General features: G+C 39.8%; 21 protein-coding genes and 1 pseudogene. 20 read left to right on the top strand and 2 right to left on the bottom strand.

What is annotated here, in order from left to right; all coding sequences use genetic code 11:
* The first annotated feature begins 117 nt into the window (after window positions 1-117).
* The 13 genes and pseudogenes from A3GS_RS0100750 (at window position 118) to A3GS_RS0100695 (ending at window position 12964) form a co-directional block, all read left to right on the top strand.
* Window positions 118-558 carry a MarR family winged helix-turn-helix transcriptional regulator gene (locus A3GS_RS0100750; RefSeq protein WP_018363522.1) on the top strand — a complete coding sequence of 147 codons (441 nt, stop codon included), beginning with the start codon at window positions 118-120 and terminating at the stop codon, window positions 556-558.
* Window positions 559-561: 3 nt separating this feature from the next.
* The gene (locus tag A3GS_RS0100745; protein ID WP_018363521.1) at window positions 562-2376 is read left to right on the top strand and encodes an ABC transporter ATP-binding protein; all 1815 of its coding nucleotides are present in this window, start codon (window positions 562-564) and stop codon (window positions 2374-2376) included.
* Window positions 2366-4144: an ABC transporter ATP-binding protein gene (locus A3GS_RS0100740; RefSeq protein WP_018363520.1), complete on the top strand. Its 1779-nt coding sequence runs from the start codon at window positions 2366-2368 to the stop codon at window positions 4142-4144. Before A3GS_RS0100745 ends, A3GS_RS0100740 begins: the two co-directional genes overlap by 11 nt.
* A 150-nt stretch (window positions 4145-4294) precedes the next feature.
* Window positions 4295-5257: a zinc-binding dehydrogenase gene (locus A3GS_RS0100735; RefSeq protein ID WP_018363519.1), complete on the top strand. Its 963-nt coding sequence runs from the start codon at window positions 4295-4297 to the stop codon at window positions 5255-5257.
* Window positions 5258-5259: 2 nt separating this feature from the next.
* A complete protein-coding gene (locus A3GS_RS0100730) occupies window positions 5260-5709 on the top strand; it encodes a MarR family winged helix-turn-helix transcriptional regulator (RefSeq protein WP_018363518.1) in 450 nt (149 codons plus the stop codon).
* Window positions 5702-6262, top strand: a pseudogene (locus A3GS_RS12990) (ABC transporter permease); the annotation flags it as partial. The gene A3GS_RS0100730 and the pseudogene A3GS_RS12990, both read left to right, overlap by 8 nt.
* A 99-nt stretch (window positions 6263-6361) precedes the next feature.
* Window positions 6362-7282: a glycine betaine ABC transporter substrate-binding protein gene (locus A3GS_RS12985; protein ID WP_026216211.1), complete on the top strand. Its 921-nt coding sequence runs from the start codon at window positions 6362-6364 to the stop codon at window positions 7280-7282.
* A 27-nt stretch (window positions 7283-7309) separates the two neighbouring features.
* Window positions 7310-8068, top strand: a complete 759-nt coding sequence (locus A3GS_RS0100720) for an ABC transporter ATP-binding protein (RefSeq protein ID WP_026216210.1) — start codon at window positions 7310-7312, stop codon at window positions 8066-8068.
* Window positions 8061-8687, top strand: coding sequence for an ABC transporter permease (locus tag A3GS_RS0100715; protein WP_018363515.1), 627 nt, complete (start codon window positions 8061-8063; stop codon window positions 8685-8687). The genes A3GS_RS0100720 and A3GS_RS0100715 overlap by 8 nt, the downstream gene beginning before the upstream one ends.
* 145 nt (window positions 8688-8832) lie before the next feature.
* Window positions 8833-9462 carry a GTP pyrophosphokinase gene (locus tag A3GS_RS0100710; RefSeq protein WP_018363514.1) on the top strand — a complete coding sequence of 210 codons (630 nt, stop codon included), beginning with the start codon at window positions 8833-8835 and terminating at the stop codon, window positions 9460-9462.
* Complete coding sequence (locus A3GS_RS0100705) at window positions 9463-10155, top strand: response regulator transcription factor (protein WP_018363513.1); 693 nt, start codon at window positions 9463-9465, stop codon at window positions 10153-10155.
* The gene (locus tag A3GS_RS0100700) at window positions 10148-11374 is read left to right on the top strand and encodes a sensor histidine kinase (RefSeq protein WP_018363512.1); all 1227 of its coding nucleotides are present in this window, start codon (window positions 10148-10150) and stop codon (window positions 11372-11374) included. Before A3GS_RS0100705 ends, A3GS_RS0100700 begins: the two co-directional genes overlap by 8 nt.
* Window positions 11375-11569: 195 nt before the next feature.
* Window positions 11570-12964 carry an amino acid permease gene (locus tag A3GS_RS0100695; RefSeq protein WP_018363511.1) on the top strand — a complete coding sequence of 465 codons (1395 nt, stop codon included), beginning with the start codon at window positions 11570-11572 and terminating at the stop codon, window positions 12962-12964.
* Between the two features lie 557 nt (window positions 12965-13521).
* Here the strand turns inward: A3GS_RS0100695 and A3GS_RS0100690 are convergent.
* Window positions 13522-14367 (bottom strand): aldo/keto reductase, encoded by an 846-nt coding sequence (locus tag A3GS_RS0100690; RefSeq protein ID WP_018363510.1) that lies wholly within the window; start codon window positions 14365-14367, stop codon window positions 13522-13524.
* On the bottom strand, window positions 14357-15277 hold the full coding sequence (locus A3GS_RS0100685) for a LysR family transcriptional regulator (protein ID WP_018363509.1): 921 nt from the start codon (window positions 15275-15277) through the stop codon (window positions 14357-14359). The genes A3GS_RS0100690 and A3GS_RS0100685 overlap by 11 nt, the downstream gene beginning before the upstream one ends.
* A 236-nt stretch (window positions 15278-15513) precedes the next feature.
* Between A3GS_RS0100685 and A3GS_RS0100680 the strand changes: the two genes are divergently transcribed.
* From A3GS_RS0100680 to A3GS_RS0100650, 7 genes are read left to right on the top strand one after another with little or no spacing between them, the layout of a single operon-like run.
* Window positions 15514-16659, top strand: coding sequence for an amidohydrolase (locus A3GS_RS0100680; RefSeq protein ID WP_018363508.1), 1146 nt, complete (start codon window positions 15514-15516; stop codon window positions 16657-16659).
* Window positions 16652-17704: an iron-containing alcohol dehydrogenase family protein gene (locus A3GS_RS0100675; RefSeq protein ID WP_018363507.1), complete on the top strand. Its 1053-nt coding sequence runs from the start codon at window positions 16652-16654 to the stop codon at window positions 17702-17704. The genes A3GS_RS0100680 and A3GS_RS0100675 overlap by 8 nt, the downstream gene beginning before the upstream one ends.
* 3 nt (window positions 17705-17707) lie before the next feature.
* The gene (locus A3GS_RS0100670; RefSeq protein ID WP_018363506.1) at window positions 17708-18880 is read left to right on the top strand and encodes an aminotransferase class I/II-fold pyridoxal phosphate-dependent enzyme; all 1173 of its coding nucleotides are present in this window, start codon (window positions 17708-17710) and stop codon (window positions 18878-18880) included.
* A gap of 11 nt (window positions 18881-18891) precedes the next feature.
* Complete coding sequence (locus A3GS_RS0100665; RefSeq protein WP_018363505.1) at window positions 18892-20217, top strand: MmgE/PrpD family protein; 1326 nt, start codon at window positions 18892-18894, stop codon at window positions 20215-20217.
* Window positions 20218-20230: 13 nt separating this feature from the next.
* Window positions 20231-20782 carry a GNAT family N-acetyltransferase gene (locus A3GS_RS0100660; RefSeq protein ID WP_018363504.1) on the top strand — a complete coding sequence of 184 codons (552 nt, stop codon included), beginning with the start codon at window positions 20231-20233 and terminating at the stop codon, window positions 20780-20782.
* Window positions 20772-21461 (top strand): amino acid ABC transporter permease, encoded by a 690-nt coding sequence (locus tag A3GS_RS0100655; protein ID WP_018363503.1) that lies wholly within the window; start codon window positions 20772-20774, stop codon window positions 21459-21461. The genes A3GS_RS0100660 and A3GS_RS0100655 overlap by 11 nt, the downstream gene beginning before the upstream one ends.
* Entirely contained in the window at window positions 21448-22215 is a 768-nt protein-coding gene (locus A3GS_RS0100650; RefSeq protein WP_018363502.1) for an amino acid ABC transporter ATP-binding protein, read from the top strand. The genes A3GS_RS0100655 and A3GS_RS0100650 overlap by 14 nt, the downstream gene beginning before the upstream one ends.
* The last annotated feature ends 3 nt before the right edge of the window (window positions 22216-22218 follow it).

Raw genomic sequence — 22218 nt, 5'->3', positions numbered from 1 at the left:
GAAAATAGTTGAAAAAATAGGCAGAAGCGAAGCTTTTTTCTTGACAATAGTTCTCATAGAAACTATAATGTATTCTACAAGAATGAATCTTGGTATTTTTCAGAAAGTGAGGAAAAGATGTACAGAAAAGATCCGTTTTCACAGTTTAGGGATTTTATTAATCTAATTGAAAATCGTGTTCATGCTCTTGCGGAAAGTTATGATATTGAAAAATTAGCTGGACCACAAGGGCGTGTGGTAATGTATCTTCGTGATAATTCTGATAAAGAAATTTATATCAAGGACATTGAGAAGAGACTAAAAATTTCAAAGTCAGTTGCTAGTAATTTGATTAAGCGGATGGAGAAAAATGGTTTTATTCAAGTTGTTCCGTCAAAAGAAGATAAGCGTTATAAGCAAGTCGTTTTGACTGAACTTGGTAAAACAAAAACTCAAAATATTCAAGATTTTCATGATGAAATGCATAAGCAAATCTTAGCTGGTGTTAACCGTGAGGATCTAGAAGCTTCGTTTCGTGTCTTTGCCCGCATTTCGAAAAATTTAGAAAAAAAGGAGTAGTGCATGTTAAAAGTTTTAAAACGATTGAACGCAAAAGAAATCATCATGATTTTGCTTGCGGTAGCTTTTGTCTGCTTAAATGTTTATCTGGAACTGAGGATTCCAGATTATATGTCGGATATCACAAGGCTTCTCTCTACTAAGGGAACAACAGTCAAAGATATTTTCGCTTGGGATGTTGATGCCCCAGGAATGCGCATGATTCTTCTGTCTTTAGGAAGTTTCTTGTCATCAGTTGTTGTTGGTTTCATGGCTGCGCGTGTGGCTGCCAGTTTTAGCACACGTCTGCGCGATGATGTTTTCCATAGTGTCATGAATTTTTCAGATGCAGAAATTAAAAAATTCTCCATTCCAAGTTTGCTGACACGTACGACCAATGATATCACGCAAATTCAGCTGGTCTTCACCATGGGTATTCAAGTGATTACCAAGGGACCAATCATGGCCATTTGGGCTGTTACTAAAATTGCTGATAAAAACCATAACTGGCTCATGGCGCTTTTGGTGGCCATTGCAGTCCTTCTGGTTATGTTATCGTTTCTCCTGATTGCGGTGATGCCAAAACAACGCATGATTCAAAAACTGACAGATAAACTTAACAGTATCACCCGTGAATCTCTGACGGGTCTTCGTGTTGTTCGTGCCTATAATGCGGAAAATTATCAGGATGCTAAATTTGCTAAAGCTAACGATGAGGTCACCAATCTCAACTTGTTCATTGGCCGTTCAATGGCAATGTTGACCCCGGTGATGACATCCATTTCAAGTGGACTGACCTTGGCTATCTATTGGATTGGTGCTTACTTGATTGAAGATATTGCTATTCCAAAGGATCCGACAAAAATTGCATCTGCTATGTCGGATAAAGTGGCTGTCTTCTCTGATATGATTGTTTATTCATCATATGCCATGCAAGTTGTCATGGGCTTCATGATGATGGTTGCTGTTTTCTTCATTCTTCCACGTGCAGTGGTTTCTGCTGGCCGTGTGAATGAAGTTCTGGAAACAAATTCATCTATTCTGTATCCTGAAGATAATCAAGCAACTCCAACTGAAAAAGGTTCAGTTGAATTTAATAATGTTTCCTTCCGTTATACGAAGAATTCTGAAGCGGTTTTGGAACATGTTTCTTTCAAGGCTAAGGCTGGTCAGACAGTTGCCTTCATCGGTTCAACGGGTTCTGGGAAATCAACCTTGGTTAACTTGATTCCACGTTTCTACGATGCTACGGAAGGTACCATCAAAGTTGACGGCCTTGATGTTCGTCAATACGACCACGACACGCTTCATAAAATTGTCGGCTACATTCCGCAAAAAGCTGTGCTCTTTAGCGGAGACATTAAGAGCAATATGGATATGGGGCAAAGTAATGAGTCACCATTGGATGATGCGAAAATCTGGGATGCTCTTGATTTAGCTCAGGGCCGCACTTTTGTCGAAATGAAAGATGGTAAACTCAATAGCCATGTGGCTCAAGGTGGACAAAACTTCTCTGGTGGTCAAAAACAACGTTTGGCCATTGCTCGCGCACTGGCTCGCAAACCAGAAATCCTTATCTTTGATGATTCTTTCTCAGCGCTTGATTATAAGACTGACCGTATTTTACGTCAACGTCTGGCTGAACGCACCAAAGATATGACAAAATTGATCGTTGCCCAACGTATCTCAACCATCATGGATGCAGATCAGATATTGGTTCTGGATGAAGGTAAGGTAGTCGGTCAAGGTACCCACGAAGAATTGCTTGCAAACAATGAAGTTTACCAAGAGATTGCTTACTCTCAATTGTCTAAGGAGGAATTAGAAAATGGAAAATAAGAAAAAAGCATCTTTCTATAACAGAATGAAGCCTTATATCAAAGGATTCCAACTTCCTTTCATCCTTGCGGTTATTGGGGCTATCATTTCTGCAACCATTACGGTCATCGGACCAGATAAGTTAAAGGAAATCACAAACCTTATCACTGATGGTTTGAAAATGTCATCTGACGGCACTTTCCCAGGTATTAATCTGACTAAGGTCGGCAATGTTGCCGTAACCTTGGTTGTTCTCTATGTTATTTCTGCAGTGGTTGGTTATATGCAAAGTTTTACCGTTGCAACCATCGTTCAACGTTTTTCACAACGCTTACGCCGTGCCATTCAAACAAAGATTGACAAGGTACCGCTCAATTATTTTGATAGTCATTCACAAGGTGATACGCTGTCTCGTGTCACCAACGACGTTGACTTGCTTGGTCAATCCCTCAACCAAAGTTTGGGAACCTTGGTCACCTCAACAATGCTCTTGTTTGGTTCCATCTTCATGATGTTCCATTCCAATGTCAGCATGGCATTAACAGCTATTGGTTCTGTTTTGCTTGGCTTTATTCTTGTCATGGTCATTATGGGCTCTTCACAACCTCTCTTTAAACGCCAACAAAATAATCTAGCAGCAGTCAACGGCTATGTCGAGGAAATCTATTCGGGTCACAATGTTGTGACAAGTTACAATGCTTCAGAGGAAACCAGCTCTGCCTTTAAAAAGCTAAATACCAATTTGTACCAAACTATGTGGCAGTCTCAATTTCTTTCTGGAATTATGATGCCCTTGATGATTTTTATTGGTAACTTTGGTTATGTGATGGTCTGTGTGGTTGGTGCTATCAAGGTAATTAACGGTGATATTACTATGGGTGATGTCGTCGCCTTCATGACCTACGTGCGTATCTTCTCACAACCCTTGTCTCAAATTGCTCAAGCTTTCACCCAACTTCAATCAGCAACAGCTGCCATGAATCGTGTCTTTGAATTCTTGGAAGAAGAAGAAATGGAAGATGAGTCTGCTAAGACTAAGCAATTGACAAATGTCAAAGGTCAAGTTGAATTTAATGATGTTTTCTTTGGTTATTCTAAAGATAAAACCATTATCCATGATTTTTCAGCTGTGGCTAAACCTGGTCAAAAGGTCGCCATCGTTGGTCCAACGGGTGCTGGTAAGACGACTATTGTCAACCTGCTTATGAAGTTCTACGAAATTGACAAGGGTAGCATTTCCATAGACGGTGTGGATACACGTCTCATGAAGCGTGAAGAAGTGCATGATCAATTTTCAATGGTACTTCAGGACACTTGGCTCTTTGAAGGAACCATCAAAGAGAACTTGATTTATAATCAAAAGCAGATCACAGATGAGCAGGTTGTGGCAGCAGCCAAAGCTGTTGGTGTCCATCATTTCATTAAGACCTTACCGAAAGGTTATGATACCTACCTGGATGACTCTGTCACCTTGTCGGTCGGTCAAAAGCAATTGTTGACCATTGCGCGTGCTCTCTTGAAAGATGCTCCGTTGCTTATCTTGGATGAAGCAACATCATCTGTAGATACGCGTACCGAAGAACTTATCCAAAAGGCTATGGACAAGTTGATGGAAGGGCGTACTAGCTTTGTCATTGCTCACCGCCTGTCAACTATCCGCAATGCGGATTTAATCCTTGTGATGAAAGATGGTAATATCATTGAGCAAGGTAACCATGATGAACTAATGACACAAAAAGGTTTCTATGCCGATTTGTACAACAGTCAATTTACAGAAAGTGCTGCTTAAAGTCAGTCCCCAAGGGTAACTTGGGGTTTTTTTGAATTCGAAAACTATTAGCTATGAATTACTGGTTTTAATTAGTCAAAATATTTGACTACTAGCAAAATATGGTTTATACTAAAAAAGTAAAAAGATTTGACTAATTTAGGAGAGGGTATGAAAGCAGTAGTGGTGAGTCGTCCAGGTGGCGTTGATGTTTTAGAAATTAAAGATGTCGATAAACCCCAGCTCAAGGATGGTTGGAGTCTAGTAAAGGTTAAAGGATTTGGGATTAACCATTCTGAGATTTTCACGCGTCAGGGGCTATCTCCTAGCGTGTCTTTTCCACGTATTTTAGGGATTGAATTGGTGGGGGTGATTGAGGAAACAAGTGAGCCTGACCGCTTTTCAGTAGGCCAACGTGTGGTCGCTATGATGGGAGAACTTGGACGTGCCTATGATGGTGGTTATGCCGAATATGCCTTGGTACCCAACAAGTTTCTCTATCTTGTTGATACAGACTTGGAATGGGCTGATTTTGCCAGTGTGCCCGAAACCTACTATACGGCTTTTGGGTCTTTGAAAAATCTTAAACTTGAAGCAAGTGATAAGGTTTTGGTCCGAGCGGGGGCAAGCGGTGTCGGACAGGCCTTTGTAAAATTGGCTAAAGGACAATTTCCAAATTTGAATATCGTTGCTTCGGTTCGTCACTTGTCCAAAAAAGATTCATTATTGGCTTCTGGATTTTCAGATGTTATTCTGGAAAAGGATGGTAAATTGCAGACAGCAGAAAACTTTAGTAAGATTTTAGAATTGGTTGGTCCAGCAACCATTTCGGACTCACTGGCCCATTTGCAAGAAGGTGGCATTGTCTGTTCGACAGGTCAGTTGGGAGGTAAATGGTATCTAGAGAATTTTGACCCTATTGAAAAGCTGTGGAACAATGTTTATTTGACCACCTTTGCATCTGGAAATATTACTCAAAGCAAGTTGCAGGAACTGTTTGACTTTATCAAAACCTATGACATTGCAGTTGGTCCAGAGAAAATTTTTAAACTTGAGGACATTCAACAAGCTCATGCTTATTTGGAAAGTTCGCATGCTTTTGGAAAAGTTATTGTTTTGAATGAGGAGGAATAAGAGTGGTTACAAATGCAAAAAAATACGCACGTTTGCGCGATGAACAGTTTTCCTTATTTGAAAATTACGCTAGAAAACATGGCATGAATGGTAAGAGTCTTTTGATTTTTTTGTGGATTTATCATAATCCTAACGGGATAACTCAGGAATCTATTGCTAAGCGAACTTTTTCAAGTAAGCAAGTGATTCAGGCCATCGTTAAAAACTATGTCAGCAAAGGTTGGCTTTATCTAGAGCCTAGTCAGCTTGACCGCCGTAAGAAGCTGGTCAAGCTGACGGAATTAGGACTTGATCGCGCGAAAAGATTATTGCTCCCTCTTGATCGCTACGAAGAAGAGGCCATGCAGGCTTTATCACCGGCTCAGCAAGAAGTGCTACTTGAGGCTACTCAATTATTTTCGCAGAAGCTCATGGATCTCCTAGAAAGTCATGAGGTATCCGTAGATGCTTAATCAAATCGGTACTTATTTCGCCAAGAATAGCAGTGATTACTGGGCGTATGTCTGGCAACATGTCAGTTTAAGTGCACAGGCCTTGTTTTTGGTACTGCTCATTGCTCTTCCCTTGGGTTATGTCTCCTACAAACATCCTAAAATGAAGCAACTGGCTACGCTTTTGACACAAGGGTTGCGCGTGATACCCAGTCTCGGTGTCTTATTTATCCTTATCCCCCTCCTTGGAGTGGGACATTGGCCTGCGCTGATTGCCTTGGTTATTCTAGGTATTCCGCCAGTCCTGCTCAATACGATTGTCGGCTTTGAGGAAGTTCCCGATGACCTGATGGAGACAGGCTTTGGTCTAGGGATGACTGAGGGACAGCGTCTTTGGCGTTTGCAAATTCCCCTAGCCCTGCCCCATATCTTAAACGGTATTAAGTTGGCTTTGGTAGAAATCATCGCTAGTGCTACCCTAGCCACCTATATCGGAGCCGGTGGCCTGGGAAACTTAATTTTTACAGGTTTAGGACTTTATCGTTATGATCTGCTCTTGATTGGTGGTGGTTCGGTAGCTCTGCTATCTTTCGTCAGCATGATAGGGCTGGACCTGCTTATTAAAAAGGTCAGTCCTGCTAAACAAAAAGAAAATAACATTGGAGAAGAGAAAATGAAAAATAGAAAAGTATTGCTAGGCAGCCTCCTAGCCATTATCGTACTTGCCGTAGCTGGTTTTGTCCTCTTTAATAAGCAGTCCTTAAACAAGACCGCTGCTAACAAGAGCACAACCATTCGTATGGGCTCTAAGGATTTTACTGAAAACTTAGTGGTGGCGGAAGTTTATGCTCTTGCCTTAGAAGACAAGGGCTATAAGGTTGATCGTGTGTCCAATATTTCTAGCTCCCTTATCCATAAGAGCCTAACCAGCAATGAAATTGACCTCTATCCTGAATATACGGGGACTGGTCTTCTGTCTATCCTCAAAGGCAAGATGCAGACTGACCCTGAAAAGGTTTATGAAACAGTCAAAAAAGGCTACGAGGATAAATTTAAGGTGACTTGGTTGGATTATGCTAAGGCTAACGATGGTCAAGGATTGGTTATCCGCACACAAGTGGCTAAGAAGCTGGGTATTAAAACTATTTCTGACCTACAAAAGCATGCCAGTGAATTGCGCTTTGCCTCCCAAGGTGAATTTGACCAACGTGAGGATGGTATTCCTGGATTGACTAAGGCTTATGGCAATTTTTCATGGAAATCTTCTAAAGTTTACGACAACAGTCTTAAGTATAGTATTTTAGAAAACAATGAAGCAGATGTGACGCCAGCCTATACGACTGAAGGTCAGCTGGTCAACACCGACAAATTCACTCTTCTAGAAGATGACAAGCAATTTTGGCCACCTTATAACTTAGCTCCCGTTGTTCGCGATAGTGTTCTAAAAAACAACCCTGACATCAAGGAAATTTTGAATAAAGTTTCTAAAAAATTGGACACTAAGACGGTAACCCAACTCAATGCTCAAGTAGATGTAGATGGCAAGGAGTATATCGACGTCGCCAAGACCTTCTACAAGAGCATCAAGGACTAGAAAGGCAAACTAATGACTGATAAGACCATGATTCACTTTGACCATGTCACCAAGACCTACAATGGTAGAGCTGTGGTAGATGACATTAGCCTTGATATTAAGGAAGGCGAGTTTATCACCATCCTAGGCACCTCGGGTTCGGGCAAAACGACCACACTCAAGATGATCAATCGCCTGATTGAGCCGAGTCAAGGGAAGATTTTTTTTGATGGAAAGGACATAGCAGAGCTAGATGCGGTGGCTCTTCGCCGTCAGATTGGCTATGTTGTGCAGCAGATTGGTCTTTTTCCACACCAGACTGTCGCAGAAAACATTGCGACAGTTCCTAAACTGCTTAAGTGGGATAAGGCACGTATTGATACCCGCGTCAGAGAATTGCTGGCGCTGGTTCAACTGCCTTACAAAGACTTTGCAAACCGCTACCCCGCCCAATTATCAGGTGGTCAGCAGCAACGGATTGGTGTTGCGCGTGCCTTAGCTGCAGATCCAAACGTCATGCTCTTTGACGAACCTTTTGGGGCTATAGATGCTATTACGCGTGGTGATTTGCAAGATGAACTGCTGACGATTCACCGCAAATTAAATGACAAGACTTTTGTTTTCATTACGCATGATATTCATGAAGCTTTCAAGTTGGGGACACGCGTCTTGATTATGGATGAGGGGAGAATTTGTCAGTTTGATAAGCCGCAAGCTATTCTCGCTCATCCTGATAGTGAGTTTGTCAAGAAACTGATTGATACAGCTAAGGCGCAGGAGAAACTGTGGGAGATGAGCCATGATTGATTACGTTAAAACATCGTCGGACAAGCTCATTCAGGCGACCATAGAGCATTTGGAAATATCACTTTTGGCTCTTCTAATAGCTTTGGTCTTTGCCTCTGTTCTGACTATTTGCCTACTTTTCAATCCCAAGATTCGCCAGTCCTCGGTTTACCTGCTGTCTCTGCTCTATGCCATCCCTAGCTTTGCTCTTTTTGCCTTGCTCATTCCTTGGACAGGTTTGGGACGGCGGACAGCTATCGTAGTCTTGGTTGTTTATGCCCAGTACATGCTGGTTAGGACTTTCTTAGCAGGACTAACTCAAGTGGACCAGAGTGTTCTGGAAGCAGCGATTGGTATGGGCATGACCAGATGGCAGCTTCTTTGGAAAATTCAGCTGCCACTGGCACAATCCTCTGTCTTTGCGGGCATACGTTTGGCAGCTTCCTCCATTATTGCTATCGCAACTATTGCCTCAACCATTAATGCAGGGGGGCTGGGAACGATTCTCTTTGATGGTTTACGCACTATGAGTATGGCTAAGCTCCTCTGGGGAATTCTCCTAACAGTAGCACTTAGTCTGCTAGCCAACCTAGTTCTTTACCTACTCGAAGAACTCTTTAAAAATGATACAGTTATTTAGTTTATCTTTTTAAAAGCAAGCTAAAGCAATTATAGATTCTCTCAACCAGCTGCCTAATGGGTGGCTGATTTTCTTATTGGTCTATTTTAGTTTCTTACAAGGAATTTTGCTATAATAGAATTACTTTGTATAGTAAGGAAATGTTATGGAAAATACAATTTACGGTGCCTACGCAGACAATCTCCCTGTGATTTTAGAGGATTTCAGCAGCCGTATCAAGGCTGAAAACAAGAAAAGGAAAGAAGAAACAGGCTACAAGCTTTTTGAGCATTTTATCGCGCGAGTTAAGTCAACTGACAGTATGGAAGAAAAGTGTATCAGAAAGGGCTTACCAGTCACAACCTACTCAGCTCTCAAGCTTATTCGGGATAGCATTGGTATGCGTATTGTTTGTGGTTTTGTAGATGACATTTATCAACTGGTGGAGCTCATTCGTTCCTTTGATGATTGTAAGATTATCGCTGAGAAGGATTATATTCAAAATGCCAAACCTAATGGCTATCGTTCTTATCACCTTATCTTGGAAATTGAGACACCTTATGAGGACTGCTTGGGTAACAAGCCTGGTAAGTATTTCATTGAGATTCAACTGCGCACCATTGCCCAAGATTCTTGGGCTAGCTTGGAACATCAGATGAAGTACAAACATGACATCAAGGATCCTAAGCGGATTGTCCGTGAGCTCAAGCGCTGTGCAGACGAATTAGCATCCTGTGATTTGACCATGCAGACCATCAGAAACCTCATTCAGGACAGTTCAAAGGAGGAGGAGTAGATGAAAATTTTGATTGCAGAAGATGAAGTGCAGATGAACCGCGTGCTGACAACAGCTCTGACACATGAAGGATATGATGTGGATTCTGTTCACGATGGACAGGCTGCGGTTGACATGGCTAAGGACAATGCCTACGATGTTATGGTCATGGACATCATGATGCCCATCAAAACAGGTGTCGAAGCCGTTCAGGAAATTCGTAATATGGGCAATCAGTCCCATATCATCATGCTGACGGCTATGTCAGAAATAGATGACCGAGTTAACGGCCTTGATGCGGGAGCGGATGATTATTTGACTAAGCCTTTTTCTCTAAAAGAATTACTGGCGCGGCTGCGCTCCATGGCCCGCCGAGTGGATACAAGTTTCACTTCAAATGTCCTGAGGGTTGGCACGGTCACTTTGAATGTTGGTGAGCAGGAGCTATCCGGTAATAATACGATCCGTCTGGCTGGCAAGGAATCTAAAATGTTAGAATTCTTCATGCTTAATGCAGGCAAGAAATTATCCACCGAACAACTCTTCCAGCACGTTTGGGCTAAGGATGATGACCAAGATATTGACAGTGGCTATGTGTTTATTTATGTGTCTTACCTTCGTCAGAAACTGAAAGCTATCGGTGCCAATCTCGACATTATGGGTGAAGAAAATGGTGACTATGAACTGGTAGAAGTAGGTAAGAAGGATGTTTAGAAGACTTCGTATTAGCTTTATTCTAATTGCTACCCTAGCAGTTTCTGCCTCTCTCTTTCTCTTTTCTAGTGTACTTAATTCAACTTACTATCTCAATAATGAGCGCCAAATTACTCGGGTCTTAAATCTACTGACAGATAACGGTGGTGAATTATCTTATAATAGTAAGACTTCAAGCCAGCTGGGCGTTAATTCGGAAGATGGTCTCTATCAGTACCGCTATTTCAGTTTTGTCTTTGATAAAAATGGCCAACTGCAGCGAACCTCAACTGATCGGATTGCTTCTCTTAGTAGAGAAGACATCGGTGCCATTGCTCAAAAGTTGGCTAATTTAAGCGATGATATTGGGACTCTAACTCTGGGTGAGACAACCTATTCTTATCAAAAATCTGATTTTGGGAAAGGACAGACACTCATAGTTGTCCTTGATAGCAGCCAGTATTATCGGGAGACCAATCATCTCATTCACTTGACCTACCTTATGTCGGGAATAAGCTTTATTCTTTTTGCTTTGATCTTTACTCTTTTCTCAGGCAAGGTCATCAAGCCCTTTGTTCGTAATTATGAAAAGCAACGCCGCTTTATCACCAATGCTGGGCATGAATTGAAAACACCTCTGGCCATTATTTCTGCTAATAACGAACTGGTTGAACTTATGAATGGCGAATCCGAGTGGACCAAGAGTACTGCTGACCAAGTCACGCGTTTGACAGGACTCATCAATGGTCTGGTGAGTTTAGCACGGCTGGAAGAACAAGCAGAGGTCACTCTGACTGACTTGGATTTTTCAGCCATTGCGGAGGATGCTGCCGAAGATTTCAAAGGACCTGTAGTCCGAGACGGTAAGATCTTCAAAATGCAGATACAGCCAGGCATTCATGTCAAGGCGGAAGAAAAATCGCTCTTTGAATTGGTGACTTTGCTGGTGGATAATGCTAATAAATACTGTGATCCCGAAGGAACCGTCCAAGTCAAATTGACCAAGAACAGACTAAAAAGAGCCCGTCTAGAAATTTCCAACACATATGCCGCAGGCAAGGACGTTGATTATAGTAAATTCTTTGAACGCTTCTATCGTGAAGATGAATCCCACAACAATCAAAAAAAATCAGGCTATGGCATCGGTCTCTCCATGGCGCAAAGCATGGTCAAACTTTTCAAGGGCAGTATTTCTGTCAACTACAAAGACGACACCATCACCTTCGTCGTACTTCTATAAATAGCAAACAGGGCAAGCTCATATGGGCTTGCTTTATCGTTGCCTCAATTAAAGAAATTGAGAAGAGAAGACCGACTTGTCTTTTTGGCAAACTTTACAAATGGGTCATCTTGTGATAAAATCTAAAATATTTTAGATTTTAATTTTTCTAAGTTAATCCTAACTTGAGAAATGATTTATTAGATTGGAAACGTTATGTCTCAGAAAGAACAAGATTATCAAGACAAGCCAGATGAGCTTGAAAATGGGATGGTTCGTGGCTTGCAAAATCGTCATGTTCAGTTGATTGCTATCGCTGGTACCATTGGAACAGGACTTTTTCTTGGAGCAGGTCGTTCCATTAATTTAACAGGTCCATCTATTATCATCGTTTACCTCATTACAGGTGTCTTCATGTTTTGGATGATGCGGGCTATTGGCGAAATGCTTTATCAAGATCCTGACCAGCACACCTTTATCAACTTTATTACGAGATATATCGGCAAGGGTTGGGGGTATTTTGCTGGCTGGTCCTACTGGATTTCTTTGATTTTCCTTGGAATGGCGGAGATTACGGCTGTCGGTACCTATGTCCAGTACTGGTTTCCTAGCTGGCCGTCTTGGCTCATTCAGTTAGTCTTCTTACTCCTCCTCAGTTCGGTCAACTTAATCGCAGTACGCGTCTTTGGTGAAGCAGAATTTTGGTTTGCCATGATTAAGATCGTAGCCATCTTGGCTCTGATTGCCACAGGAATTTTTATGGTCTTGACTCATTTCAAAACGCCTGTCGGACATGCCAGCCTGGCTAATATTTCAAATCATTTCCAACTCTTCCCAAATGGTTGGACTAAGTTTATCATCGCCTTCCAGATGGTTTTCTTTGCTTATCAGGCTATTGAATTTGTCGGTATCACAACATCTGAGACGGCAAATCCTCGCAAAGTCCTTCCGAAGGCCATTAAAGAGATTCCCATGCGGATTGTTATCTTCTATGTTGGCTCTCTGATTGCCTTGATGGCTATTTTGCCTTGGCGAAATCTGCCAATAAATGAATCACCTTTTGTCGCCGTCTTTACCTTGGCTGGTTTCAAATGGGCAGCAGCAGTGATTAACTTTGTTGTCCTCACGTCGGCAGCTTCATCTCTAAATTCAACGCTCTATTCGACTGGACGTCACCTGTATCAGCTGGCCAATGAATCGCCAAATAAGATGATGCTCAAATGGAAGCTCAACAAACTGTCTCGCACGGGCGTACCAAGCTATGCCATTATTTTATCAGCCATTGTTATTGCTATCTCAGCTCTGATTAATATTATTCCTGGAGTATCCGATGCCTTTTCATTGATCACGGCCTCTTCTTCTGGAGTCTACATTGCCATTTACGCTTTAACAATGATTGCTCATCAAAGATACCGCAAGTCGGCAGACTTCATGCCAGATGGTTTCTTGATGCCAGCCTATAAAATCTTAAATCCGTTTACCCTTGTCTTCTTTGCCTTTGTCTATCTAACACTCTTTATGCAAAGTTCAACCTACATTGGGGCCATTGGTTCCCTCGTTTGGATTATTTGCTTCGGTGTTTATAGCCATCTAAAATTCAAAGGTGAGTAAGAAAAGGTTATGTTGAAACACTTTCACAATTGTGAAGGTGTTTTTTTGATGAATCTTAGCTTTTCTAAGTGGACATTGGTTAGAATGAATATTTAAAGTAGGAAATTCCAGCAGGAATTGGTTAGAATAAAGGGCCAGAGTGGAAAATTCCAGCTGGTATTAGGTAGCATTGGGATTTAAGTCTCCATTTCTATGTGGTGATTTCTAGATTGAGGCTACAAATGGGAATGGTATCAGTGATAAGGTTCAGAATAGCACGCTTCATCAACCGTTGTAGAGTGATTACGACTAATAAAAGCCTTAAGGGTCTAAAAATTAATAAGAATAGAGTGCTGAAAGCCTTAACCAGCCTAATATCTAATGACAAGGGACTTTTAAGAGAGTCACTTGGTTCATTGTCAGCAATAACAGGTTTTCAAGGAGAGTGTTGCTCATCGCTGTTTGAGAAGATGAGCTTTCGAGAGCGCTAAGCTCTTTTTTTCTTAAAATAAAGTATTGGTTAGCCCTTTAACTAAGACAAGAAAAGAGATGGTCATACTAACCATCTCTCTATGTGATTAAATCTTATAGTCTAATAGGTGTTTGATGCGTTGAGGATCCTCATTTGGGCCGTAGTTGTCAGGGAAGCGGTCAAGAGATTTGATTTGGTCAAGGTCTTTTTGATCTAGCTGGAAGTTAAAAATATCACTATTCTCCTGCATACGTTCTTTATGAACTGATTTAGGAATGGTGAGAATGTCGTTTTGGACTTGCCAGCGAAGAATAACTTGTGCCACAGTTTTATCATGTTTTTCAGCTATGCTATTGAGCGCAGCGTCTTTAAAAATGTCATCTTTACCTTGATTAAAAGGGATCCAAGCCTGAGTTGCCGTCCCAAAGAGGTCGTTGGCAGCCTGAATCAGCGGGTGCTGTTTGTAAGGGTGTAGCTCAATCTGGTTAATGGCGGGGATGATCTCTTGTTGAAGGGCAAAATCGGCCAGACGTCCTGTTGAAAAGTTGGAAACACCAATGGCACGAACTCGTCCTTCCTTGTAGAGCTCTTCCATAGCGCGCCAAGCACCGTATAGGTCTCCGAAAGGTTGATGAATGAGGTAAAGATCAAGATAATCAGTACCCAATTTTTGAAGACTGTCTTCAAAAGCTTTTCTGGTCGCCTCATAGCCCAGCTGGCTAATCCACGCTTTACTGGTGACAAAAACATCTTCTCTATTTAAGCCAGAAGATTTAATGGCTCTTCCGACGGCTTCTTCATTTTGATAGAGAGCAGCAGTATCAATGAGACGATAGCCTGTTTCGATAGCCTCTTCGACAGCTTTTTGACAGTCATTTTGGTCAAATAGTTGCCAGACACCAAATCCTAATTTGGGGATTTGGACGCCGTTGTTTAGTGTTTTATATTCCATGAGAACCTCCATTCTGACCATATTCTGCCAGACTTTCCCTGACTTTGTCAATAAAAGCAGAGCTGATATCAGAAGGCTTTTTACTCTTATGGCTGACATAACCAAGCGTATGACGAGGACTATCCTTTAGTGGAATGAGAATAATCTGTTCTTTGATGAAGCTGTTGATAATACCGAGACCTGATGCGTAGGCATTTGAAGCACAGAGCAAATTCATAACCGTCCCACGGTCATTACTATACATAATGTTTTGCTTGTCGTGGACTTCCAAGGGATCTTCATCAAAATTAAGCCCTGATTTCTCCTGACGAAATCGTACCTGACTGTATCCCTCTAAGTCTTCTTCTCTAATTGCCTTTTTATTGGCCAGAGGATGCCCTTTTCTCAGGAAGATCTGGGTTGGAAAATCGCCCAAAGATGTGAATGTCAAGTCTTGATTGCTGAGGGAACGTTCAAGAATATGCTTATTATCTTCATCAAGGTAGATGATGCCCAAGTCACTTTCGAAACTAGCCACACTTTCCAAAATTTTCTTGGTCGTGGTCTCGATGAGTTGGAATTCTTGATGACTATCCTGAAATTGTTGAGCTATACTGGCTAGCGGCAAGGACAAAAAGTCGTAGTGATGAGAAGCAACAGTGAAACTTTTCTTGAACTGACTGTGATAGCGCTCCTCTAACAAATCCAGTTCGCCGATAATACGTTTGGCATATTTTAGAAAGTCGAAGCCGTCTTCCGTCAGGCGCGTGCCTGTGTTAGAGCGGACAAAGAGCTGTACACCCAATTCAATTTCTAAGTCTTTGATGGAGCTGGATAGGTTAGGCTGGGTGACATACAGTTTTTTGGCTGCCTGACTAAAAGACCCCATCTCAGCCACCACCTGCACATAACGACATTGCTGTAAATTCATAAAAATCCCTCCTCATCTAAACTAATTGACCCCATTATAACAAAAGACACAGCCTGCATCAGTAAAATTCTGATAGGAAAAACCAAAGCCGTGATAAGAATTTTTTATGGCTAGTTATAAGATTTCTGTTCACTATAAGCAAATTTTATAGCGACTCATAAAAAATATAGATTATACAAGCTTTCTAGGAGATGATAAGATAAATGCAAGTAAAACGAAAGGAATAAGGAGAGATAGTGACAGAAGAATTTTATGAAAAATTAAAGCGAATAAGGCATTATATCCATCAACATCCCGAAATTTCAGAAAAGGAATATGAAACAACGGATTATATCAAGAATTATCTCAGAGAATTAGGGATTGAACCTCTTGATTATCCTCTTAAAACAGGGGTCGTTGCTGAGATTGGTTCGGGTCATCCGATTATCGCTCTTCGCGCTGATATTGATGCGCTACCGATTGTTGAAAAAACTGGGCTTGATTATGCGAGTGAAAATGGTGCTATGCATGCTTGTGGGCATGATTTTCATCAGACGAGTTTACTAGGTGCAGCGGAAATCCTGAAACAGCGTGAAGGTGATATTAAAGGAACGGTTCGTTTGATTTTTCAACCTGCAGAAGAAAATTTTCAAGGTGGTCATCAAGTAATTGATGCTGGAGGTATTGAGGGAGTTTCAGCTATTGTTGGTTATCACAATAATCCTCATTTAAAACCAGGACAACTTGGACTTCGGTCGGGTGCCATTATGGCAGGTGTTGAACAGTTTGAAGTGACCGTAAAAGGTGTCAGCGCCCATGCTGCAAGACCTGATTTAGGTGTTGATACGGTTCTTGTCATCACGACTATTATTAATAACCTGCAAAACATCATTTCACGGACAGTATCGCCTTTCCAATCGGCAGTTTTATCTGTTACCCACATTGATGTTGGAAATACTTGGAATGTTTTGCCTGCTGAAGGATTTTTTGAAGGAACTATCAGAACCTTTGACCCTGAAGTTCGTCTATCAGTGATTGACAAGTTTACCAAGGTGGTTCAGGCAACTGCGGAGCAGTTTGGAGCAGAGGTAGACATCGTTTGGGGTAATTCACCTAAGGTGACTTTTAACGACGCAACTATCACACCTTTGATTTTTGAAAATTCTAAGAAGTTTGCGGAAGTCCTTGAAACCTTACCATCAACGGGTGGTGAAGATTTCGCTGCTTATCAGGAAAAAATTCCTGGTGTCTTCGCCTTTGTTGGTTCAAATGGAGCAGAACAAGCACCAGACTGGCATCACGATGACTTTATCGTACGTGATGAAGCCTTACCAGTCGCGGTTAATTATTTTGTAGAAAGTGCTCTTTATTTGTTGGAGTATTATGGAGAAAGCAATGCCTGAAAAAACAATCCGCATGAGTCCTGCTGAATACATCAATGAAAAAGGAATTTTAAAACAATTACCTCAATTGCTAGAAAGGCATGGTGTCAAAAATCCGGTTGTATTAACCGATGAGACAGTTTATCCAATTATTGAAGAGTATTTACCAGATGGCTTTTTAAAACGTTATCCAGTTGAATTTTTTGGTGGATATTGCACCTTTGAAGAAATTGAAAGATTGACTAAAAAGTTTCAAAATTATGATGCACTACTTGCTTTTGGTGGAGGGCAATTGATTGACACTGCTAAAGTTGTCTCTGATAATTTAACCATTCCAATTTTTAATAGTCAAACTGTACCTTCTAATTGCGCAGCAATTACTACTAAAAGTATTATTTATTCGGCAGAACATGAAAAAATAGCTAATGTTCGACATAAAAAAGCTGTAGATGTTGTTCTGCTAGAACCAGATATCTTGATAAATGCACCAAAAGAATATATTTTATCTGGAATTGGTGATACTTTAGCAAAATACTATGAAATTAGACGGCGTATCACAAATGATAAACTGGATAGTGTTACCTCAAGGATAGGACGTTTCTTTATCGAATTATGTCGTGAAGAAATTCTGAAAATTACTGATTTAGAGGAAATTAGCGAAAAGGATTTAATTAACTTATTTGATACTATATTCCTTGTTGCTGCTTCTGTGGATGGTATTTCTGATCTTGATGGTCGAAGTGTTCTAGCCCATGCTTTCTATAATGCTTATGTTAAAATTCAACCGCATTATAAAAAGACCCATGGTGAGGCAGTAGCTCTTGGAAGTTTGTTTCAAATTATCATTGAAGGGGAAGAATCAGAACATTTACGTCAAGAGATTGAGTCTTATCACAGGGCCATTGGACTTCCTTTAACACTTAGAGAACTAGATTTAACTGCGGATAGTGAGCTAGATGAGCTTGCAGCTTATATTACTCGAAAATCTGATGTGCGAGTTCAGTCAGTTTTCCCTGATTTGGAATTAGATAGAGTTCGTTTAGCTTTAGAAGAAATTCGAGGTTAATTTATGAAGATTGAAGGAGCAGAGCGAGTTCAAGTAAGGTCGAAACATTTTACATCCTATCAGCAAGAACAAATCAGAAAATTAAAGCAACAAGGTAAAAATGTTATCAACCTTGGAAGAGGGAACCCTGATCAGGAAACATTTCCAAAAATTATAAATCGTTTAAAAAGTGCGATAGATGAAGTTGCGAATCAAGGATACCCACCTTATGGCGGAAAAGTAACCTTAAAGAAAGCAATTATCAAATTTTATGATGATGAATATGGAGTAAAACTCACAGAAGATGAGGTAACCATTTTTAGTGGTTCTTTAGCTGCTTTAACAGCTCTACCGATGTCTTTAGTAAATCCAAATGACATTGTTTTGACTCCAAATCCAGCATTTTTTGGATATGATTCTGGTATAAAAATGGCGAGTGCTTCTAGTTATCCACTTCCTTTAACGAAAGAAAATAATTATCTGCCTGAATACGACCTTATTCCTAACGACGTGTTAGAAAAGGCTAAGTTGCTATTTCTAAATTATCCCAATAACCCTACGGGAGCTGGGGCAACAAGTGATTTCTTCAAAAGAACTGTTGAGTTTGCTCGAAAGAATAATATCGTAGTAGCTCATGATTTTGCTTACTCTGATATTAGTTTTAAAAGTAAATCTCCAAGTTTTTTACAAACTGATGGTGCAAAAGAAGTTGGTATAGAAATTTATACTCTTTCTAAAACATTTAATATGGCAGGGTGGAGAATTGCCTTTGCTGTAGGTAATAAGCAGATTATCAACCTATTAAAAGGTTATATTAGGGCATCTGTTGGTGGAACTTTTGGAGCAGTGCAAGATGCTGCTATCTACGCATTGTTAAACTCACAAAGTGAGCGAAAAGAGCTTCGTAATCTGTATAAATCTCGTAGAGATTTAGCTTATAATCTTTTAAAAGCAGCAGGTTTTGATGTCGTTGATTCTGAAGGAACTTTTTTCTTGTGGTTTAAATTACCTAAACGCTTTTCTGATGATGTTTCTTTTGTTGATTCACTTTTATTTGAAAAGCAAGTTGCTTTAATTCCTGGTTCTACATTTGGCAAAAATGGAGAAGGCTATTTGCGATTAAGTCTAGTTTCTGATTTAGGATACATTGAAGAAGGAATTCGTCGTCTCATTAATTTTGTAAATGAAAATGGTTAGAAGGTAAACGAATGAATGTAACTAAACAAATCGTAGAAGTGCTCCAAAAGGATATAAGTCAGTCCTCACAATACAAAGAATCGTTAAATGTTTCCAAAATTGCCTTTTTAGATTATATTGCAAGTTATTCTGCGGGATTACAGTCGCCTAAGAATCAAGAAATAGTCAAGGATTTGGCAAGTAGTGAAGGTACTGATCAAATTTTGTTAACGTCCTACAGCACATCTAGAGTTCAATTAGCACTAATTTTAGGGTACCTGGCACATTATGAAGATTTAGATGATGTTCAAGCGAATTTCCGAGGTCACCCAAGTGCAGTTATTTTCTCAGCTCTTCTATCCGTAAGTGATAAAAATGACAGTTTTAAAAGGATGTTAGAGTCCTACATTCAAGGAGTCGAATTTGCTGGGAGACTTGGACAACAATTTCAACCTCATCATGTTAATCAAGGTTGGCATTCGACTGCAACTATTGGTTGCATAGCAGCTGCTGTTGCAATAGGCTACTATAAAAAAGCTTCAATAAATGACTTTACTTGCCTATTATCTCTAACCACCAGCCAGGCAACAGGTTTTTTATATCAAGAAGGAACTGATGGTAAGCCCTTGAATGCAGGTTTTGCAGCAAGGAATGCTGTTCAAGCTTATGAGCTTGTGAAAGTGGGTATGACGGCTTATGATGATATTTTCTCTTACTATAAAGGTTGGGCTCAAATAATAAATCAACAGCGTTTAGATGTTGATAGGCTGTTAGAAAATTGGTTAGAGCCTTCACAAATTTTATCTCCTGGTCTGTGGTTTAAACAATATCCGTTTTGTTCAGCAGCCAATGGAGGATTTGATTTAGCTCAAAAAGCATACAAATTAGGATTAAGAACGGCAAATATTTCGAAGGTAGATGTGCATTTTACTTCTACTGGAGATAAGGCGCTTACATATCAATATCCTAATATTAACCTTGAAGGAAAATTTTCAATTGAATATATCTTATGGTTAACATTAGAAAAAGGAAGTGTTGATCTGACAGATTTCACAGAAGAAGAAACTTCAGATGATTTTTTAAATTTTGCTAAAAAAGTGGTACGACATCATGATTTAGAGAGTGATAATACTACGCGTCCAGTACGTTTAGTAATTAGAGAAGCTGACAAAATAAAGTTTGATCGGTTAGAACAACATCCTAAAGGTTCTCCTAATAATCCTTTGTCACCTAAAGAACTCTACCTTAAGTTTAAAAGGCTAACGGAAGGGCATTTAGACGAGTTTTATCGTTATGTGATGACTGATGAAATTACTAATACATCGGAAATTTTTGAAAGATTGTCAAAAAACTATTAGAAGGAGATGTGATATGACATATCAAGTGTTATCTGATAACTTTCTTGAAGAGCTAACGTCTTTATACCATAAAGCGTATGCTGAAAATGAAAAGTTAGGAATTCATTTTAAAGCTGGTACAATCAGTACTTTTGAAGTTTCGCAAGCTGTTCAAGCATCTCCAATTTTTATTAAAACGGTTGATAATCAAATTGTTTCAACTATTTCTGTAAGGTTGCCTTGGTCAGAAAACCCTGGTCCGTTCTCTCTACCTCATTTAGGGTGGATTGCAACGGATCCTGAGATGCAGGGACATGGGTATGCTAAGAATTTGATTACGGAAGTTATTGAAGATTACATTGTAAAGGATTTAAAGGCTCCTGCTGTTACTTTAGGTACAGCACTAGAACATCCTTGGCTAATTGAAACCTATAAAAAAATGGGATTTCAATATTTAGATGAAAAACAGTTATTTTCTGACCATAAAACAGTTTATCTAATTAAAATTTTTAATAGAGATGCTCTTTTAAAAGTTAAGAACGAAAATCTGCAAGCTCTACTAAAGGAGAATAAAAATGAATTTTAGTTGGGAATATTTCTTTGAATTATTTCTAAAATTACCTGCTTACATACCAGTAACTATTTTTATTGCCATTTTTTCTATGATTTTGGCAATTTTAGTAGGAGCTTTGATGACATGGTTTCAGTTATCAGGTCATAAATTTTTGAAATACTTTGCTAATACTTATATTTCTTTATTTCGTGGCATGCCCACCCTTGTTCAATTATTTTTGATTTTTTATGGACTACCTCAACTATTCCCGGTTTTCCAAGGGATGACAGCTATTACTGCGGCTATTGGCGGACTAGGTTTAAAACAGTCAGCATATTTGGCTGAAATCTTTAGAGCAGCTGTAAATTCAGTTGATAAAGGGCAAGTAGAAGCAGGTCAAGCACTTAACATTCCTGGGTGGAAAATTTTCATACATGTTATTTTACCTCAGGCAACATTAAATGCCCTGCCTGCTACTGGTAATACATTTGTTAGTTTACTAAAAGAAACATCGTTAGTATTCACATTAGGAATAACAGAACTATTTGCACATGCAAAAATGGTTGCGGGTGGTTCATTACGTTACTTTGAAACATATCTAGCTGTTGGTCTTCTATACTGGATTATGATTATCATCTATACTTGGTTGCAAAGTATTTTTGAAAAAGATTTAGCAGCACCATATAGGAGGTCAGTAGATGAGTCTAATTGAGTTGAAAAATTTGGAAGTTAGGATAGGAAATAAAGAAATTCTTAAATCTATCAATCTTTCTATTGAAGCTGGAACGGTTACAGCTTTTGTTGGACCGAGTGGTTCAGGGAAAACAACTCTGTTAAGAACCATAAATCTTCTCCAACTGCCCTCTTCAGGAACATTAAAAGTTGGAAATACAAAAGTGACTGGAGGAAAAATTTCAAAAAGTGATATTCATGATATCCGCAGTCACTCTACTATGGTATTTCAACAGTTTAATCTTTTTAAGAATTATACAGTCTTACAAAATGTTGTCCAACCCTTAATTTTAAGTGGACGCTTTTCTAAGAAAGAAGCAGAGACTGTTGCCCATGCATCTTTAGAAAAAGTAGGATTAGCGGCATTTGAAGAACAGTATCCAGTAACATTATCTGGAGGGCAACAACAGCGGGTAGGTATCGCCAGAGCTATTGCGTTTAAACCTGACATAATTCTTTTTGATGAACCAACTTCGGCTCTTGATCCAGAAATGGTTGATGGGGTATTGCAAGTTATTGCAGCTTTAGCAAAAGAAAAGATTTCAATGATTTTGGTAACTCATGAGATGGAGTTTGCTAGAAAAATTGCTGATAATGTTGTTTTTATTGAAAATGGAGAAATTTTAACACAAGGACCAGCTAATTTGTTGTTATCTAACGATAGTAGCCACGATCGAGTTCGTTCTTTTGTTAGCTCGCTATATCGTGGTTCATTGGAAAGTTCAGCATTGTAGGAA

The sequence above is a fragment of the Streptococcus caballi DSM 19004 genome (genome assembly GCF_000379985.1).
In the GTDB taxonomy this organism is placed as follows: Bacteria; Bacillota; Bacilli; order Lactobacillales; family Streptococcaceae; genus Streptococcus; species Streptococcus caballi.
The sequence above is the reverse complement of the archived record's forward strand: the minus strand, read 5'-3'. Positions and strand labels throughout refer to the sequence as shown.

What these genes read in the sequence shown, in the direction of transcription:
- A3GS_RS0100750 (WP_018363522.1), top strand. Translation starts at nt 118, where the DNA reads ATGTACAGAAAAGATCCGTTTTCACAGTTTAGGGATTTTATTAATCTA.
- A3GS_RS0100745 (WP_018363521.1), top strand. Translation starts at nt 562, where the DNA reads ATGTTAAAAGTTTTAAAACGATTGAACGCAAAAGAAATCATCATGATT.
- A3GS_RS0100740 (WP_018363520.1), top strand. Translation starts at nt 2,366, where the DNA reads ATGGAAAATAAGAAAAAAGCATCTTTCTATAACAGAATGAAGCCTTAT.
- A3GS_RS0100735 (WP_018363519.1), top strand. Translation starts at nt 4,295, where the DNA reads ATGAAAGCAGTAGTGGTGAGTCGTCCAGGTGGCGTTGATGTTTTAGAA.
- A3GS_RS12985 (WP_026216211.1), top strand. Translation starts at nt 6,362, where the DNA reads ATGAAAAATAGAAAAGTATTGCTAGGCAGCCTCCTAGCCATTATCGTA.
- A3GS_RS0100720 (WP_026216210.1), top strand. Translation starts at nt 7,310, where the DNA reads ATGATTCACTTTGACCATGTCACCAAGACCTACAATGGTAGAGCTGTG.
- A3GS_RS0100715 (WP_018363515.1), top strand. Translation starts at nt 8,061, where the DNA reads ATGATTGATTACGTTAAAACATCGTCGGACAAGCTCATTCAGGCGACC.
- A3GS_RS0100710 (WP_018363514.1), top strand. Translation starts at nt 8,833, where the DNA reads ATGGAAAATACAATTTACGGTGCCTACGCAGACAATCTCCCTGTGATT.
- A3GS_RS0100705 (WP_018363513.1), top strand. Translation starts at nt 9,463, where the DNA reads ATGAAAATTTTGATTGCAGAAGATGAAGTGCAGATGAACCGCGTGCTG.
- A3GS_RS0100700 (WP_018363512.1), top strand. Translation starts at nt 10,148, where the DNA reads ATGTTTAGAAGACTTCGTATTAGCTTTATTCTAATTGCTACCCTAGCA.
- A3GS_RS0100695 (WP_018363511.1), top strand. Translation starts at nt 11,570, where the DNA reads ATGTCTCAGAAAGAACAAGATTATCAAGACAAGCCAGATGAGCTTGAA.
- A3GS_RS0100690 (WP_018363510.1), bottom strand. Translation starts at nt 14,367, where the DNA reads ATGGAATATAAAACACTAAACAACGGCGTCCAAATCCCCAAATTAGGA.
- A3GS_RS0100685 (WP_018363509.1), bottom strand. Translation starts at nt 15,277, where the DNA reads ATGAATTTACAGCAATGTCGTTATGTGCAGGTGGTGGCTGAGATGGGG.
- A3GS_RS0100675 (WP_018363507.1), top strand. Translation starts at nt 16,652, where the DNA reads ATGCCTGAAAAAACAATCCGCATGAGTCCTGCTGAATACATCAATGAA.
- A3GS_RS0100670 (WP_018363506.1), top strand. Translation starts at nt 17,708, where the DNA reads ATGAAGATTGAAGGAGCAGAGCGAGTTCAAGTAAGGTCGAAACATTTT.
- A3GS_RS0100665 (WP_018363505.1), top strand. Translation starts at nt 18,892, where the DNA reads ATGAATGTAACTAAACAAATCGTAGAAGTGCTCCAAAAGGATATAAGT.
- A3GS_RS0100660 (WP_018363504.1), top strand. Translation starts at nt 20,231, where the DNA reads ATGACATATCAAGTGTTATCTGATAACTTTCTTGAAGAGCTAACGTCT.
- A3GS_RS0100655 (WP_018363503.1), top strand. Translation starts at nt 20,772, where the DNA reads ATGAATTTTAGTTGGGAATATTTCTTTGAATTATTTCTAAAATTACCT.
- A3GS_RS0100650 (WP_018363502.1), top strand. Translation starts at nt 21,448, where the DNA reads ATGAGTCTAATTGAGTTGAAAAATTTGGAAGTTAGGATAGGAAATAAA.